This is a genomic window from Corynebacterium liangguodongii, assembly GCF_003070865.1.
GTDB classification, from domain to species: Bacteria; Actinomycetota; Actinomycetes; order Mycobacteriales; family Mycobacteriaceae; genus Corynebacterium; species Corynebacterium liangguodongii.
On sequence record NZ_CP026948.1, the window covers coordinates 1659472 to 1673410 of the forward strand.

The 13939-nt window shown below is 67.2% G+C and carries 11 protein-coding genes and 1 tRNA gene; 4 read left to right on the forward strand and 8 right to left on the reverse strand.

Features of this window, described 5'->3' with window-relative positions; all coding sequences use genetic code 11:
- Positions 1-585 (forward strand): hypothetical protein, encoded by a 585-nt coding sequence (locus C3E79_RS07925; protein ID WP_108404427.1) that lies wholly within the window; start codon positions 1-3, stop codon positions 583-585.
- A 51-nt stretch (positions 586-636) separates the two neighbouring features.
- Here the strand turns inward: C3E79_RS07925 and C3E79_RS07930 are convergent.
- Positions 637-709, reverse strand: a tRNA-Val gene (locus C3E79_RS07930).
- Positions 710-754: 45 nt separating this feature from the next.
- Positions 755-1165 carry a DUF3052 domain-containing protein gene (locus tag C3E79_RS07935; protein ID WP_108404428.1) on the reverse strand — a complete coding sequence of 137 codons (411 nt, stop codon included), beginning with the start codon at positions 1163-1165 and terminating at the stop codon, positions 755-757.
- Positions 1166-1367: 202 nt separating this feature from the next.
- Between C3E79_RS07935 and aceE the strand changes: the two genes are divergently transcribed.
- Positions 1368-4082, forward strand: coding sequence for a pyruvate dehydrogenase (acetyl-transferring), homodimeric type (gene aceE, locus C3E79_RS07940; protein ID WP_108405121.1), 2715 nt, complete (start codon positions 1368-1370; stop codon positions 4080-4082).
- Positions 4083-4257: 175 nt separating this feature from the next.
- Here aceE and C3E79_RS07945 read toward each other — a convergent pair whose 3' ends face one another.
- Entirely contained in the window at positions 4258-5205 is a 948-nt protein-coding gene (locus C3E79_RS07945; protein WP_108404429.1) for an alpha/beta fold hydrolase, read from the reverse strand.
- A gap of 23 nt (positions 5206-5228) precedes the next feature.
- Here C3E79_RS07945 and C3E79_RS07950 point away from each other — a divergent pair, with 23 nt between their 5' ends.
- Entirely contained in the window at positions 5229-5501 is a 273-nt protein-coding gene (locus tag C3E79_RS07950; protein WP_108404430.1) for an acyl carrier protein, read from the forward strand.
- Positions 5502-5510: 9 nt separating this feature from the next.
- Here C3E79_RS07950 and C3E79_RS07955 read toward each other — a convergent pair whose 3' ends face one another.
- From C3E79_RS07955 to C3E79_RS07965, 3 genes are all read right to left on the reverse strand, one after another.
- The gene (locus tag C3E79_RS07955; RefSeq protein WP_108404431.1) at positions 5511-6890 is read right to left on the reverse strand and encodes an NAD-dependent succinate-semialdehyde dehydrogenase; all 1380 of its coding nucleotides are present in this window, start codon (positions 6888-6890) and stop codon (positions 5511-5513) included.
- A 19-nt stretch (positions 6891-6909) separates the two neighbouring features.
- Complete coding sequence (locus tag C3E79_RS07960) at positions 6910-7212, reverse strand: hypothetical protein (RefSeq protein ID WP_108404432.1); 303 nt, start codon at positions 7210-7212, stop codon at positions 6910-6912.
- 192 nt (positions 7213-7404) lie between these two features.
- Positions 7405-8316: a DMT family transporter gene (locus tag C3E79_RS07965; RefSeq protein ID WP_235840598.1), complete on the reverse strand. Its 912-nt coding sequence runs from the start codon at positions 8314-8316 to the stop codon at positions 7405-7407.
- Between the two features lie 160 nt (positions 8317-8476).
- On the opposite strand from C3E79_RS07965, the gene C3E79_RS07970 reads away from it, so the two are divergent.
- Positions 8477-9310 carry a DUF4352 domain-containing protein gene (locus C3E79_RS07970; RefSeq protein WP_158268481.1) on the forward strand — a complete coding sequence of 278 codons (834 nt, stop codon included), beginning with the start codon at positions 8477-8479 and terminating at the stop codon, positions 9308-9310.
- 9 nt (positions 9311-9319) lie between these two features.
- Here C3E79_RS07970 and C3E79_RS07975 read toward each other — a convergent pair whose 3' ends face one another.
- Both C3E79_RS07975 and C3E79_RS07980 read right to left on the reverse strand, forming a co-directional pair.
- The gene (locus C3E79_RS07975; protein ID WP_108404435.1) at positions 9320-10549 is read right to left on the reverse strand and encodes an MFS transporter; all 1230 of its coding nucleotides are present in this window, start codon (positions 10547-10549) and stop codon (positions 9320-9322) included.
- Positions 10521-13910, reverse strand: coding sequence for an IucA/IucC family protein (locus C3E79_RS07980; protein WP_146183379.1), 3390 nt, complete (start codon positions 13908-13910; stop codon positions 10521-10523). Before C3E79_RS07980 ends, C3E79_RS07975 begins: the two co-directional genes overlap by 29 nt.
- Positions 13911-13939: the final 29 nt, after the last annotated feature.

The following is a 13939-nucleotide window of genomic DNA, read 5'->3' on the forward strand; positions in this document are numbered from 1 at the left end:
GTGACCGACCTGCTAGATTCGACCCTCGCCCTGCTCGAAGGGGCGGGCATCACTCTTTCCTGCGACATCGAGCGGGACGACGTCGAAGACGCTCTTGTCGATGACCTGCCCGCCTTCCGGGCCCACCCGATCACCACGATGGCGACGCTGCGCGACCCCGACGAGGCGCTGATGTTTACGCGCGTGTGGTGCGATACCGGCGTGGTGCCGAGGGTATCCCTTCGCGCGCTGCGCGACTGCGCCGCGGAGCTGTGCCGGGCCGCAGGCACGGAGCTCACCGAGTTCGTCGCGCTGCCCGATACTGACACGACCGGCTCTGTGCGGCTGCGCGTCGGCGACTGGGACGTCGCGGACGTCGACTACGACCTCGCACAGGCCCCGGAGCTCGACCTCATCGCCGCGGTCGTACCAGCCGGAGTCACCGCAATTACGGTCGAGCACGACGACTTAGACGCCCATTCTGTGACCCTGTTCGCTAGCTCCGGCCCGGGCGGGGACGCGCTGGCGGAGGCGGTGGAGCGGGAGGTGTCCTCGGGCCCCCGCTTCCCCCTCAACCCGGATGCCCCGAACATGCGGGAAGTTTAGGCGCAGCCCCCGAGAGTTGACCTGTCCGGGTTGAGGCGGAGAAATCTTCTGTGCGCCATGAGGGGCTCGAACCCCCGACCTACTGGGTGTAAACCAGTTGCTCTTCCAGCTGAGCTAACGGCGCGTGCCAGAGCACTCTAGCACGGGCGACAAACTGCAGACAAAACGCCTACTTTTTCACGCTCGTGCTGGTTAGGCAGGCCCCCTGCCAAGAGCCGAGCCGATCGACCTTGGTGGGCACGAAACCGGCGAGCTTGGCGGATTCGGAGACCTCGCCGGGCTGCACCCCGCCAGGCGCGTGCGGGGACGGTGTCATGAGCCAGATCTTGCCGCCGTCGGAGAGGTTCCGAGAGGCGTCGACAAGCGCGTCGACCAAGTCGCCGTCATCGGAACGGAACCAGAGCAACACGACATCGCAGAGCTCGGTGGCGTCTTCGTCAAGCAGCGGGCACCCAATAGCATCCTCGATGTCTTCAGAAATTGCGGTCTCCGCGTCTTCGTCCCAACCGATTTCCTGGACGACGACGTCTCCGGAGATTCCGAGCCGCTGCGCGTAGCTTAAAGCACTCGGGGTGCCCACCTTTGAAATCCTCCTCAATCTCGCGTGTTTTCAACTACCAGCAGAATACCCGCTAGGGCCGCCGATTGCCCCACACTTGGTGCAAAAACGGGGGTAGAATCGATGTGTATTGGAAAACAGATCAGTCTGGAGGCTTGGCGTGACCGACAACCCGAACACCGCCCACCGCACCGACGACAACCAGAGCGGCTCTCATATCGAGATGATCCGGGAGGGCGTCGCCGCGTACCTACACGACCAAGACCCGGAGGAGACCCGCGAGTGGATGGACTCCCTAGACGGGTTGTTGGCAAACTCCTCCCCGGAGCGCGCCCGCTATCTCATGCTGCGCCTGCTTGAGCGGGCCTCAGCGAAGCGCGTGCCGCTCCCCGCACTGTCGTCGACGGACTTTGTCAACACGATACCCACCGAGCTCGAGCCCGAGTTTCCTGGCGATGAGGCGCTGGAGAAGCGCTACCGCCGTTGGATGCGCTGGAACGCTGCGATCATGGTCCACCGCGCGCAGCGCCCCGGCATCAAGGTCGGCGGCCACATCTCCACCTACGCCTCCGCCGCCGCCCTCTACGAGGTCGGCTTCAACCACTTCTTCCGCGGCAAGGACGCCGAGCAGGGCGGCGACCAGATCTTCGTCCAGGGCCACGCCTCCCCCGGCATCTACGCCCGCGCCTTCCTTGAGGGCCGGCTCAGCGAGGACGACCTCGACGGCTTCCGCCAGGAACACTCCCGCCCGCAGGGCGGCCTGCCCTCTTACCCGCACCCCAAGGGCCTGCCGGACTTCTGGGAGTTCCCGACGGTGTCCATGGGCCTGGGCCCGATGAACGCGATCTACCAGGCACGTTTTAACAAGTACCTCCACGATCGCGGCATCAAGCAGACAGACAAGCAGCACGTCTGGGCGTTTCTGGGCGACGGCGAGATGGACGAGCCGGAATCGCGCGGCCTCATCCAGACGGCACCGCTCTACGGGCTGGACAACCTCACCTTTGTCATTAACTGCAACCTGCAACGCCTCGACGGCCCCGTGCGCGGCAACGGCCAGATCATCCAGGAGCTGGAGGCCTTCTTCATCGGTGCCGGCTGGAACGTGATCAAGATCGCGTGGGGCCGCGAATGGGATCCGCTGTTTGAGAAGGATGAGGACGGCGCCCTGGTCAACCTGATGAACTCCACCCGCGACGGCGACTTCCAGACGTTTAAGGCTAACGACGGCGCCTACGTCCGCGAGCACTTCTTCGGCCGCGACCCGCGCACCGCGAAGCTTGTCGAGGACATGACCGACGAGGAAATCTGGGCGTTGCGACGCGGCGGCCACGATTACCGCAAGGTTTACGCCGCCTACAAGCGCGCGCTTGAGACAAAGGGCAAGCCGACGGTCATCCTCGCCCACACCATCAAGGGCTACGGCCTCGGGCACAACTTCGAGGGCCGCAACGCCACCCACCAGATGAAGAGCCTCACGCTCGACGACCTGAAGCTCTTCCGCGACACCCAGCAGATCCCGATTTCCGATGAAGAGCTGGAAAAAGACCCCTACCTGCCGCCCTACTACCACCCGGGCGAGGACTCAGAGGAGATCAAGTACCTCAAGGCGCGCCGGGAGGAGCTCGGCGGCTACCTGCCGGAGCGCCGCACCGCCTACACCCCGCTGACGCTCCCCGACTTTGAGAAGACCTTCCGCGCCAGCTTCAAGGACTCGGGCAAGCAGAAGGTGGCCACGACCATGGCGCTCGTGCGCGCGTTCAAGACGCTCACCCGAGAACCCGAGATTGGCAAGCGCCTGGTTCCCATCATCCCGGACGAGGCCCGCACCTTCGGCCTGGATTCTTGGTTCCCGACGCTGAAGATCTACAACCCGGTGGGCCAGAACTACACCCCGGTAGACCACGACCTGCAGCTGTCCTACCGCGAGGCCACCGACGGCCAGATCCTCCACGAGGGCATCAACGAGGATGGTTCCTCGGCGTCCTTCATCGCGGCCGGCACCTCCTATGCCACCCACGGCGAGCCGATGATCCCGATGTACATCTTCTACTCGATGTTCGGCTTCCAGCGCACCGGAGACAACTTCTGGGCGGCCGGCGACCAGCACGCCCGCGGCTTCATCATCGGTGCCACCGCCGGGCGCACCACGCTCTTCGGCGAGGGCCTGCAGCATATGGACGGCCACTCCCACATCCTCGCCTCCACGAACCCGGCGATGGTGTGCTACGACCCGGCGTTCGCCTACGAGATGCCCTACCTCGTGTCCAAGGGCATCGAGCGCATGTACGGCGAAGGCGGCGGCGAGGACGTGATGTACTACATCACCGTCTACAACGAGCCGACGCACCAGCCGGCGCGCCCCGAGAACCTCGACGTCGAGGGCCTGCACAAGGGGATCTACCTCTTCGATCGCGGAGCAGAGAAGGCCAACCGCGTCTCCCTGTTGGCCTCCGGCGTGGGCATGCAGCAGGCGCTGCGAGCCCAGGAGATCCTGCAGGAGCGTTACGACGTCGGTGCCGCCGTCTACTCCGTGACCTCGTGGGTCGAGCTCGCCCGCGACGGCGCGGCGCTGAACAAGCAGAAGCTCCTCCACCCGGGCGAGGACGTCGGCGAGCCCTTTGCCACCAAGCAGCTCAAGCAGACCGAGGGCCCCTACGTTGCAACCTCGGACTTCGCCACCGACCTGCAGGAGCAGATCCGCCCCTACGTGCCGGGCCAGTACATCGTGCTGGGTGCGGACGGCTTCGGCTTCTCCGACACCCGCGAGGCGGCGCGCCGCTTCTTCAACATCGACGCCGAGTCGATGGTCGTCGCGGCCCTCATGGGGCTTGCCAACGAGGGCAAGATCGACATGTCCGTTGCGGCGCAGGCCGCCAAGGATTTGCACATCGACGACCCGACCGCGACCAATCCCAACGGCGGTACCGGCGAGTAGCCCCTAGGCGCTGAGGCGCTGCGCACCACCGACGTTGCGCAGCGCCCGCTCCTCCAATGGATGTGCCAATCCGGTTCCTTCGGTATGGGCTTCTTCTTTTGAAGGAGCGTCTCGGGCTTCTTTCCAATAGGTGCTGACACGCACAAATGCACGCTAAGGTCCTCCCCCAGCAGGGCTACGACGACACGAAGCGCGACGCGAGGCGCACGATCGCGGTGGAGACTGCCCCGGGGGCGTCGAAAGGCGGCATGTGCCCGCTCTCGGGGAGCACCTGCAGGTACGCCCCCGGCCACAACGACGCGAGCCGGGTCGACTGCGAGACGGGCGCGACGGCGTCGCGCTCGCCGACGAGGATGTAGCCCGGAAGCCCGGCGAGGACGTCGGCGGCACCGGCCTCGGAGTGCTCGATGAGGTCGTCGAAGAAGCCGGCGTAGGTGGCCAGGGGTGTCTTCTCGATCATCGCGGCGTGGAATTTGACGATGTCGTAGTCCACCGGGCGGAAGTAGAAGCCCAGCGCGAGCAGCGGCGCGAGGGCGTGCATGATCGCCACGCGCAGGCCCTCGCCGAAACCCGCACGCAACCCGGCCTCGAGCAGCTTTCCCACCGGACCGGCGAGGATCTGCGGCAGCCCTTGCATGGCGAAGGGATCGACAGCCGAGGAGATCTGCACGCTGCCGACGACGTCCAAGTCGCCGTGCCTGCGCATGAGCGAAAGCGAAACGGGCCCGCCGAGCGAGTGGCCGACGACGATGAGTGGACCATCGACGCCAAGGTGGACGAGCACCGCGTAGACATCATCGGCGGCAGCGTCGACGGTGCAGGCCTCCGGTTCCGCACGGGAGCTGTGCCCGTGGCCACGGTAATCAACAAGAACCTGGCGCACGGGCAGCAGAGCAAGCTCCTCGACCTGCATGTAGAAGGCCTCCGAGGAGATGTTGAAACCGTGGACGTAGACGATGGAGAGCCTCGCGTCGGCTGGCCCGCGCTCGTAGTAGCGCACGGAGACGTCCCCGCGGCGCACAACGCCGGTGCGGTCATAGCGCAGCCCGACGTGGGATGTGCCCTCGAAGAGGCGCTTTCGGGCGTCGTAAAGCGTGCGCACGGCGGCGAAGGGTTGGTACATGCGGTCAGTGTATATATGGGTGCATGGAGCTATCGCAGCGACTGAACCTAGAGGCACTCGTCGAGGAGAACGAGCAGAGCTTTGATGCGCGCCTCGCCGGGCTCATCTCGCGCATCACCGGCGACGAGGTCGATCCCGGCAAGACACTCGTTGAGCTGGGAATCTCCTCGCTCGACCGGATTGAGCTGGCGATCCGCGCCGAGGAGGAGTTCGGGGTGCGCGCCAGTGAGGAGCTCTACGCCGACAACCCGACGATTGCGGAGCTGGGCCGGCGACTCTCCCGGTGCGCGGACTAGCGGCGCACTCTACTTCTTGTCGGCGACGTAGAAGCGCTGCAGGTTGACGAACTCGTTGATGCCCAGCGGGCCGAGCTCGCGGCCGAAGCCGGAATTTTTCACTCCCCCAAACGGCAGCTCTGCACCGCGAGCCTGAGGGATGTTGACATGGATCATGCCGGTGACGATCTGGTTGGCCACTCGCTTCGCGCGCTCTTCATCGGCCGAGAACACCGCACCACCCAGACCATACTGGGAGTCATTAGCAAGCTTGATGGCCTCCTCCTCGCTGGCCACTGGGTAGATCTCGGCGACAGGGCCGAAGAACTCCTCGTAGTAGGACTCGGAGCCGACCGGGATGCCGGTGACCACTGCCGGAGAGTAATAGGCGCTGCCCTCCGCCAACACGCCGCCGGTGTGCAACGTTGCGCCTTCTTCGACGGCCATCTTGACCTGCTTGTCAAGGGTCTCAGCGGCATCGCGAGAGGACAGCGGGTAGTACTCGCCCATCTGCGGGTTGGCAGGATCACCCGCGACGAAGGTTTCTGCAATACGGACCATCTCGGCGACGAAGTCCTCGAAGATGTCCTCCATGACAATAATGCGCTTATTGGACGTGCAGGCCTGGCCGACGTTGCTTAAACGCTTTTTCCACGCGGTCTTCGCGGACTCGGCAACGTCATCGGTGTCAAGAATAATGTAAGGGTCGGTGCCGCCGAGCTCGAGCAAAGTCTTCTTCAGGTTCTTGCCCGCGGTGGCGGCGACGGTGCGTCCCGCCGCCTCGGAGCCGGTCAGCGACACACCCTGGACTCGCGGGTCCTCAAGCATGGTGGTGATGTGCTCGTGGGAGGCGTAAAGGTTCGTAAACACACCGGTCGGGGCGCCAGCTTGCCCAATAATTTCCTCAATGCGCTGAGAGGAACGAGCACAGATGCCAGCGTGCTTGAGCAAGACGGTGTTGCCCGCCATCAGCGTCGGCGCCGCGAAGCGCGCCACCTGGTAATACGGGAAGTTCCACGGCATAACGCCGAGGATCACGCCGAGCGGGACCTTGCGCATGACGGCGGAGCCCCCCTGAGTATCTAGTGGTTCGTCCGCAAGTAGCTCCGCGCCATGGTCAGCGTAGTAGGTAAAGATTTCTACGACGTCGTCGATTTCTGCGCTGCCCTCGCGGACGGATTTACCCATCTCTTCCGCGATGATCTGTGCCAGCTCTTCGCGCTGGGCGTCGAAAAGCGATGCGACCTTGCGCAAAACCTCCGCACGCTGCTCGAGGGACGTCTCGCGCCAGGAGCTGAACGCCTCATCAGCCGCGGTGATCGCGCGCTCGAGATCGGCGTCGCTCATGACATCGAAGGTCTCTACGATCTCGTTGTTCTTCGGATTCTGAACTCGGTATGAACTAGCCATGTGCCCCAGGGTAGGTCGTTTAAGCAGCCTTTGTTGTGATTTCCGCCACAAAACCGGAGCGCTGCGCCAACTCCCCCAGGCACCGCCTAAAGCATGCTAGGTCCGCCGCAGGTGCGTAAACTAGCTCGCGGCAGCCGATCGTGCCGTCGGCATTGCGGCGCCAGCGGGTAAACCACGCGGTATCCCAGATGTCGAAAACCGAGTAGTCGTACGGGTCCTGAGGTAGTTCGAGCAGCAGCTTTTCGACATCCCCGCGCAGGTGCGCAGGCATGCGGTCAATCTCGATAACGGCAGACGCGGTGGTGCATAGTGCTGTAGTCACTGGGGATCCTCCCGAAAAGTAGGCGGCGCCGCGCACACGCGCATGCGCGGGCGGCGAGACGAGGTTCGTCTTCCCCAACGGCCTCTGATTTCTCTCGACCGATGTTGCGCCACAGCTATCCCACGAGCAACTCTCAACAAAAGCTTGATCCCCCTGTTTATTCAAGCTTCCGTTTAGGTTTAGCCGTCTCGGCTAGAGCGCCCGCACCGCCACCACTCCCGCGAGGATGAAGGCGAGGCCGAGGGCCCGGCGGGCGTCAATACGCGTGCGCAGCGCGCCGAACCACCCCATCGACTCCATGAGCTGGCCGCCGATGATCGTGCCTGCGTTGATCGCGATGACGGTCGTAGCCGTGCCCAACAAAGGTGCGAGCGTGGCCCCGCCGATGACGAATGTCGCGCCGACAACGCCGCCGAGCCACATCCACCACGGGCCGGGCTTCGGGCGCCTGGCAAGTTGGCGCGGCGAGGTTGCCAGCGCGGCGACGAACAGGATCAATGCGCCCACCGCGAGGTTGATCTCGGCAGCGTGCAGCGATGAGCCGGCCGGGCCGCCCAGGTAGCCGTTGACTGTGGTTTGCATCGCCGAGGCAGCCCCGATGGAAACCCCGAGGGCCCGCCACCACCAGAGCCCCAAGCCGCGCTGGGCGGACTCCGCGCGCGGCGGGCGCACCACCGCGATGATTCCTGCGAGCACCATGGCCGCGCCGAGGACCCGTCCGGCCCCGACCTCCATCTCGGGTGCGCGAAAGAGGCCGAACCGGTCGATGGCAAGACCCATCGCCACCTGGCCGAGAATCGGCAGCACCACCGTCTGCACCGCCCCGATGCGGGGGAAGAGCACGATGTTGCCGATGACGAAGCTCACACCGAAAGCGCCGCCGAGCCACACCCACCACGGGGAGCGCGCCACGGCTTCGACATCGGGCATCGGGATGCGCGTGATAGCCGAGGTCGCCACAACCGCCACCGCGAGCGCGACGCTGAAAGAAATTAACGCGGAGACCACCGGATATCCGCCCACGTGAAGGCGCAGGCGGGAGTTCGCGGCGGTCTGAATCGGGACGATGGAACCGATGGCGAGAGCGATCAGGACGAGGAGCACGGGGTTAAAGGATACGTGCCACGACACCGTGACACCCATGGGAACACAATGTCGAATCGCTGTGAAGTCATGTCGCACGCCCGCGCTAGTGTCACAGCACTTGTCCAACACGAGCGGGGACCAGGGTAAAACGCCCACGCCCCCAAAAGAAGGAGTGAGAATGTCTACTCTCTACCAAACCCCAGCCCCGGGCGGTTTTGAGCCCAAAGAGCCGGCGTCACCCGCCGCCGACGCACACCCCGGCAACAACGTCCTCGGCGTCATCGCGCTCGTCTGCGCGATCGCCGGGCTCATCCTCTCCTGCATCCCCGGAATACTGCTGTTGGGATGGATCCTGCTGCCCATCGGCTTCATCCTCGGCATCATCGCGTTGTTCCTGCCCGCGAAGAAGGCCACGGCGATCGCGGCCATCATCACATCCATCGTGGGTGCGCTCGTGGCGGCGTCGGTGTTCGTTTTCGTGATCGGCAATGCGTTTGAGGACGCCTTCGATGAAGACGTCACCGTCTCCCAGGGCGAATCTTCTTCCGCGCCGACAGGCACGAGCGGCGGGGCCGGGGAGCCCGGTTCCACCCGCGAGAACCCGCTGCCCATTGGGGCCACGGTCGAAAACGAAGAATGGGCCGTCACGCTCAATGGTGTCAACCCCGCCGCCACCGACGAGGTCCTGGCTGAAAACCAATATAATGAAGCGCCTGCTCCTGGCCAGACCTACGTGCTTGTCGACGTCTCTATCACCTACAAGGGCACCAACCCGCAGGGAGAGATCCCCTTGAGCATCATCGAGATTGTCACTCCGGACGCAGCGACCGTGAGCTGGTTCGACGCAGCCGCGACTGCGCCCAACAACGTGGACCTCGCTAGCGCGCTCTACAACGGAGGCACCGCCTCGGGCAATCTCGCTTTCCTCGTTTCCGAGGAAGCAGCCCAAGGGGGCGTCATCGCGATCCAGCCTGACCCGTTTGCGCAGAAGCGGTTCTTCTCTACCCACTAGAGAGACGGGCTAGCCCCGCCGCAACGCCAACGCCGGAAGCAGGAGGACCAGGTTAGCCGCCGCCATGCACCCGAGCATAGCGCTCGCGTCCCACACGGAGGCCACGACACCAAGCGCCATGGATCCGAGCGGGATGAGCACCCGGTCCATCGCGGAAATCCCGAGCACCGCGCCCTGGGCGCCTTCCGGGGCGCGCAGGGCAACCGCGGCGCGGTTAGCCGTGCGGTAGAGCTGCCCCACCGCGCCGAGGACGACGAGCGCGAACACCAGCCAAGCCCCGCTCTCCCCCGCCAGCGCGACCGCGCCCGCGGCCAGGGGAACCGAGGCGCATGCCGCCGCTCTCACCGCGGTCTTACCCACGTCGCGCATCCGCCCTGCCCGCCGACGCAACACGAAAGTGGTGGCTACCGCGCCGCAGGCTGCCGCCGCGCTCGCCGCCGCTGCGGCGGTGGCCGACGAGCCAGCCACCGCCGCAGCCATCACCGGGATCATCGACGTGTAGGGAAAGACCGTAAGCATCGGTCCCAGCGCCAAAATGACCTGGGCAGCGAGCTGTCGATCTCCGGCAAGCGCGGCCAGCCCGCGCGTCGCACCCCGCACCTGCCGTCCTGCCGCGGCGCCCGAAGAAGACCCCGCCGCGGCACCCGATTCACTGTCCGTGCGGGCTACGGTGAGCGCCGCGGCCGCGGCCTGGAGTACTGCGAGCACGCCAATGCCCCACCCGGTACCCACCGAGGCCAGCAGCGCTCCGGAGAGGAGGGGTCCAAGGACGAGGCAGAGCGTGGTCAGAGTGGATAGATCCGCCATGCCGCGGACCGTAGCCGCCTGCCTCGCCCCGCCCGCCGCGGCCATGCGCGCCACCGCGATCTGGCGCATCGCCGGCTCCGCCGCGGTGACAAACCCACGCGCAGCGAGCACCGCGCACAGCGCCTCCAGCCCCCAACCGGCCCCTATGCCCGCGGCGAGCGCGGCCGTGAAAGCCGCGGAGATCGCGCACATCGCCGAGAGCAACCGCAGCGGGTTGAAGCGATCCGCCAGCGCCCCTCCCAGCGGCGCGGAGACGACCAGGGGGAGGAGGCGCGCTGCCGTCACCGCACCGAGCGCGACCGCGGAACCGGTGGCGTGGAGCACCCAGAAGTTGATGATGACCAGCTCCGCCGAGCCCGCCAAACGGGAGAACACGGCCGACCACAACAGCCGGTGGTACGGGCTAGGCGCGTAGCGGGTTGGCCACGTCAACGTAGGCGTCTCCCCCTTCCGGCTTCATCGCCATGGTGGCGAACGCCTTTTGGTGCAGGTACGGGGCCATGAGGCGCTCGAGGTCGCCGTCGGGGATGCGCTCGGCGCCGAAGTCGACCACAATCGCGTCGACGACGCCGCGCGCCTCCTCCCATAGCCCATCCTTCAGCTCATCCTTCGAGGCACAAGGATCGGCGTCGACCACAGCATCGATCATCCCGGAGAGGTTGGCAAAGACGTTGGCGTAGTAGCCCTTGTCGAGGAACTCGCGGTAGTTGTCCGTCGCGGTGACGGCGCCGGGGCGCGTGGGCACGCTGTATCCGGCCGCCACCAGCCGGGGCTCAAAGATGCGTAGGCCAGAGAAGTCGCGCAGCACAAGCCCGCGGTAGGACACGCCGTCGGCGTCGCGGTAGAGGCGCACCATCGTGTTTTGCAGGTGCGATTCCAAGGCGACGCCATAGCCCCACATCAGTGGGAGGGCCACGCCGAGGAGGTCGGTGGCGTAGCGGCGGATGAAGCGCCTCGCCCCCTCGCGCGCGACGAGCTGGGCAAGCGGGGCCTCCTCCCCCGGCGGCTGTCCTCGCAGGGCGCACGCACTGACCGCGATTTCGCCGTCGGGCAGGCCGTCGAGGACGTCTGCGCGCCAGAGCGTGGACAAGCCGCGGCGCCGCTCGACGGTATCGTCCCCGGCATAGGCCACCCCGGCGCGCTCCATGACCACGCGGGTGCGCCCGGTGGTATCGGTGCGGGCCACGAGGGCGTCGATAAGCAGCGCGACCTCTGGCGTGCCCAGCGCGGAGTCCTGCGACATCGACCGGCGAGTGGAGGTGAGCACGACGTCCATCGCCGTTTTGATAAACGGGCGGGCGCCCCGCGCGCCGGGCGCGAGCGGGATGAGCGTGCGGATCGAGATCGTGGGCAGCGCCGCGATCGTGCACGAACGGATGAGGCGGATCTCGCCGCGCTCGATCTCGGGGGCGAACTCGCGGGCGATGACGTGTTCCCACTGCCAGGGGTGGACGAGGGTGAGCTCGGCGCGCTGGGCAGCCTGCGGATCGAGCGCAGCGAGTTCAGCGCGCGCAAGCCGGGTGTGCTCCGGGAACGCTTCGCGCACATCGCGGCTCAGGGAGCCGACGGCCGAGCGCTCGATGAGCCGCGGGGAGAGCGCGACGATGCGCAGCTCCAGCGGCTGCCCGCTCTCGGGGGCGAACGCCGCGCCCTCGGCCTCGCTAAAGCCGCGGCGCAGCTTCGCCAGCGGGTGGACGGTGTGCCCCTCGACCGCGAGCGAATCGACGACCGCGGTGTGCAGGCCGCGCGGGGCAAGGCCGACGAGGTTCCAATAGGTCGGCTCGATCCCGCGCAGCTTTGCCTCCGCGCGCAGGTCGGCGAGCCGGCGGCGCACGGTGTGGCGCGCGCTCGCCAAAGACATCGCCGCCTGGGCCTTGTCGCAGCGCAGCTGCTCGAGCACGCACGTCCCGCCCGCCAGGCAGTCCGGGTCGAGGCCTTCCATGCGGCACGTCGAGCGCCATCGCGTATCGACGTCCCACCTCGCCCGCTCCACTTCGCTCGCGAGCTCGGCGCCCGCCCGCGCCTCCACACGCGCCCGCGCCCCGGGCAGGGGGTTGGCCTCGCGCACGTAGGCCTGCTGCGTCACGGCACCGGCCAACCGCATGGCCACCAGCCGCTTGCGCGGGAGGTCCGCGGCGAAGACGCGATCCCACACCTCCTCGGCGAGCGCAACCCGCTCCGGCTCGCTCGCCCGCGAGCGCGCCAGCGCTGCGCGCGACCGGGCGGCCTCGCACGCTGCGGCCAACGGCTCCCAGGCCTGCTCCTGCACCCCGGCCGCCTCGGCGAGGCCGGCCCACAGGTTCACCAGTAGCGGGTAGGTGATCTTATCCACGAGCGTTTCTACATCGCCGCAGTTCAAAGCGGTATCGGCCACGCGTTCCCGGAGCTCGGTGAGGCCGGGGATGGGCAGGTCCCACACGGGCGCTGTGCCCAGCACGCGCGCTCCCCCGAAGTCGCGGACGATCGCGGCGTGCGGCACGCCGTGGCGAAGAACCACCAAAGCGTTTTGCGGGTGCGGCTCGAGCGCGACACCCCAGCGCGCGGCGAGGGAGAGCGAGGGCACCGCCAGCACCCGCGCGAGCGCGGCGAACCAGGCGCGCGCTGCCTCCTCGGCATCAGCGGTGCGCTCGGCGAGCTCGGCGAGGACATCGACGATGAGCGCGCGGCCGGTCAGTGGGTTCGGGGCCTGCAGGGTTGCCAGGGGCATGACCACATCGCCCGGGGCCACCGCTGCACCGAGGGTGAGCACCGGGTCGCGGCGCACAACGGCGCCGAGGCAGTGCGCGCGCATGCCTTTCTCGGGCGTGCCGTCGGCTGCGCTGTAGCGCACGCCGGCGAGGTCCTCGCAGGCGCTAAAGGCCGCTGCGTCTTCGACGGTGCGCGGGCTTAAGGCGGCGTCGATAGTGAAGATGTGGGAAACGACGCGGGAGAGCTCCGGACCTAGAGTCGCCGCGCGGGAGATACCGCGAATCGCGCCGGTGAGCTGCGCCTCTAAGGCGAGCTTGATGTGGAGGGCGTGCTCGCCGTCGCGTACGCGCAGGGTACGCACGCTCAAGAGCGGCTCGGCCGGTGCCGAGGCTGCCAGCTCGACGAGCCGGCCCGCGGCGATGTCGTCAGCGAAGCGGTCGCGCACGACGCGCTCGAGCTGCCAGGGGTGGACGGGGATGACGGCGTAGCCCGCGGGGAGCTCGCGCTCGAGGCGCTCCCACAGCCCCGGCAGCTGGGCCGATAGGACCTCGTTGATGGGGGTGCCGGTGCGCTCAACGAGCTCAGGCGCGGCGGCGAGGAACCTGCACTCGATCTGTTCGACTTGTTCGGGCAGCACGGTGGCCCACTGCGCGCCCAGCCCGAGGCTTGTCTTGGCCGCCGGCTGGTTGGGGTGGCCCTCGCCGACGAGCTGTTCGCAGCGCGCGAGGCGGGCGCTAGCGGGGTGAGCGCTGTCGGCCCCCAGCGCGCTCGTGCGCTCGTCGAGGGCGCGCGCGAGCGTGCCGACGCCCCCACCAACGCCCCGCAGATGCTCCCACCGCTTGTCCAGGCCGGCGCGGGCGCGGGCGAGCCCGACGACGGCGTCATCGATCTCGGCCACCGCACGCTCGAGGTTCGGCGCCTCGGCCCGCAGGCGTCCGTCGAGGGCGTAGTCGCGCAGCCACTGGGCCGGGCCCAGCTGGGTCATTGCCGTGACGGCCTTGTCGTCGAGCCGGTGGGAGCTCAAGCGCTCCTCATCAAGGGCTCGCGCGAGGCGCTCTGCCACGCTGCGGCGCGCCTGCGCCAGGTAGTTTCGCGGTGTGTTCACAACGATCACGTACTTTCTGCGGTCTGTTC

Coding starts and splice junctions, on each gene's coding strand:
- aceE (WP_108405121.1), top strand. CDS start 1,368: ATGATCCGGGAGGGCGTCGCCGCGTACCTACACGACCAAGACCCGGAG.
- C3E79_RS07945 (WP_108404429.1), bottom strand. CDS start 5,205: ATGTACCAACCCTTCGCCGCCGTGCGCACGCTTTACGACGCCCGAAAG.
- C3E79_RS07950 (WP_108404430.1), top strand. CDS start 5,229: ATGGAGCTATCGCAGCGACTGAACCTAGAGGCACTCGTCGAGGAGAAC.
- C3E79_RS07955 (WP_108404431.1), bottom strand. CDS start 6,890: ATGGCTAGTTCATACCGAGTTCAGAATCCGAAGAACAACGAGATCGTA.
- C3E79_RS07970 (WP_158268481.1), top strand. CDS start 8,477: ATGTCTACTCTCTACCAAACCCCAGCCCCGGGCGGTTTTGAGCCCAAA.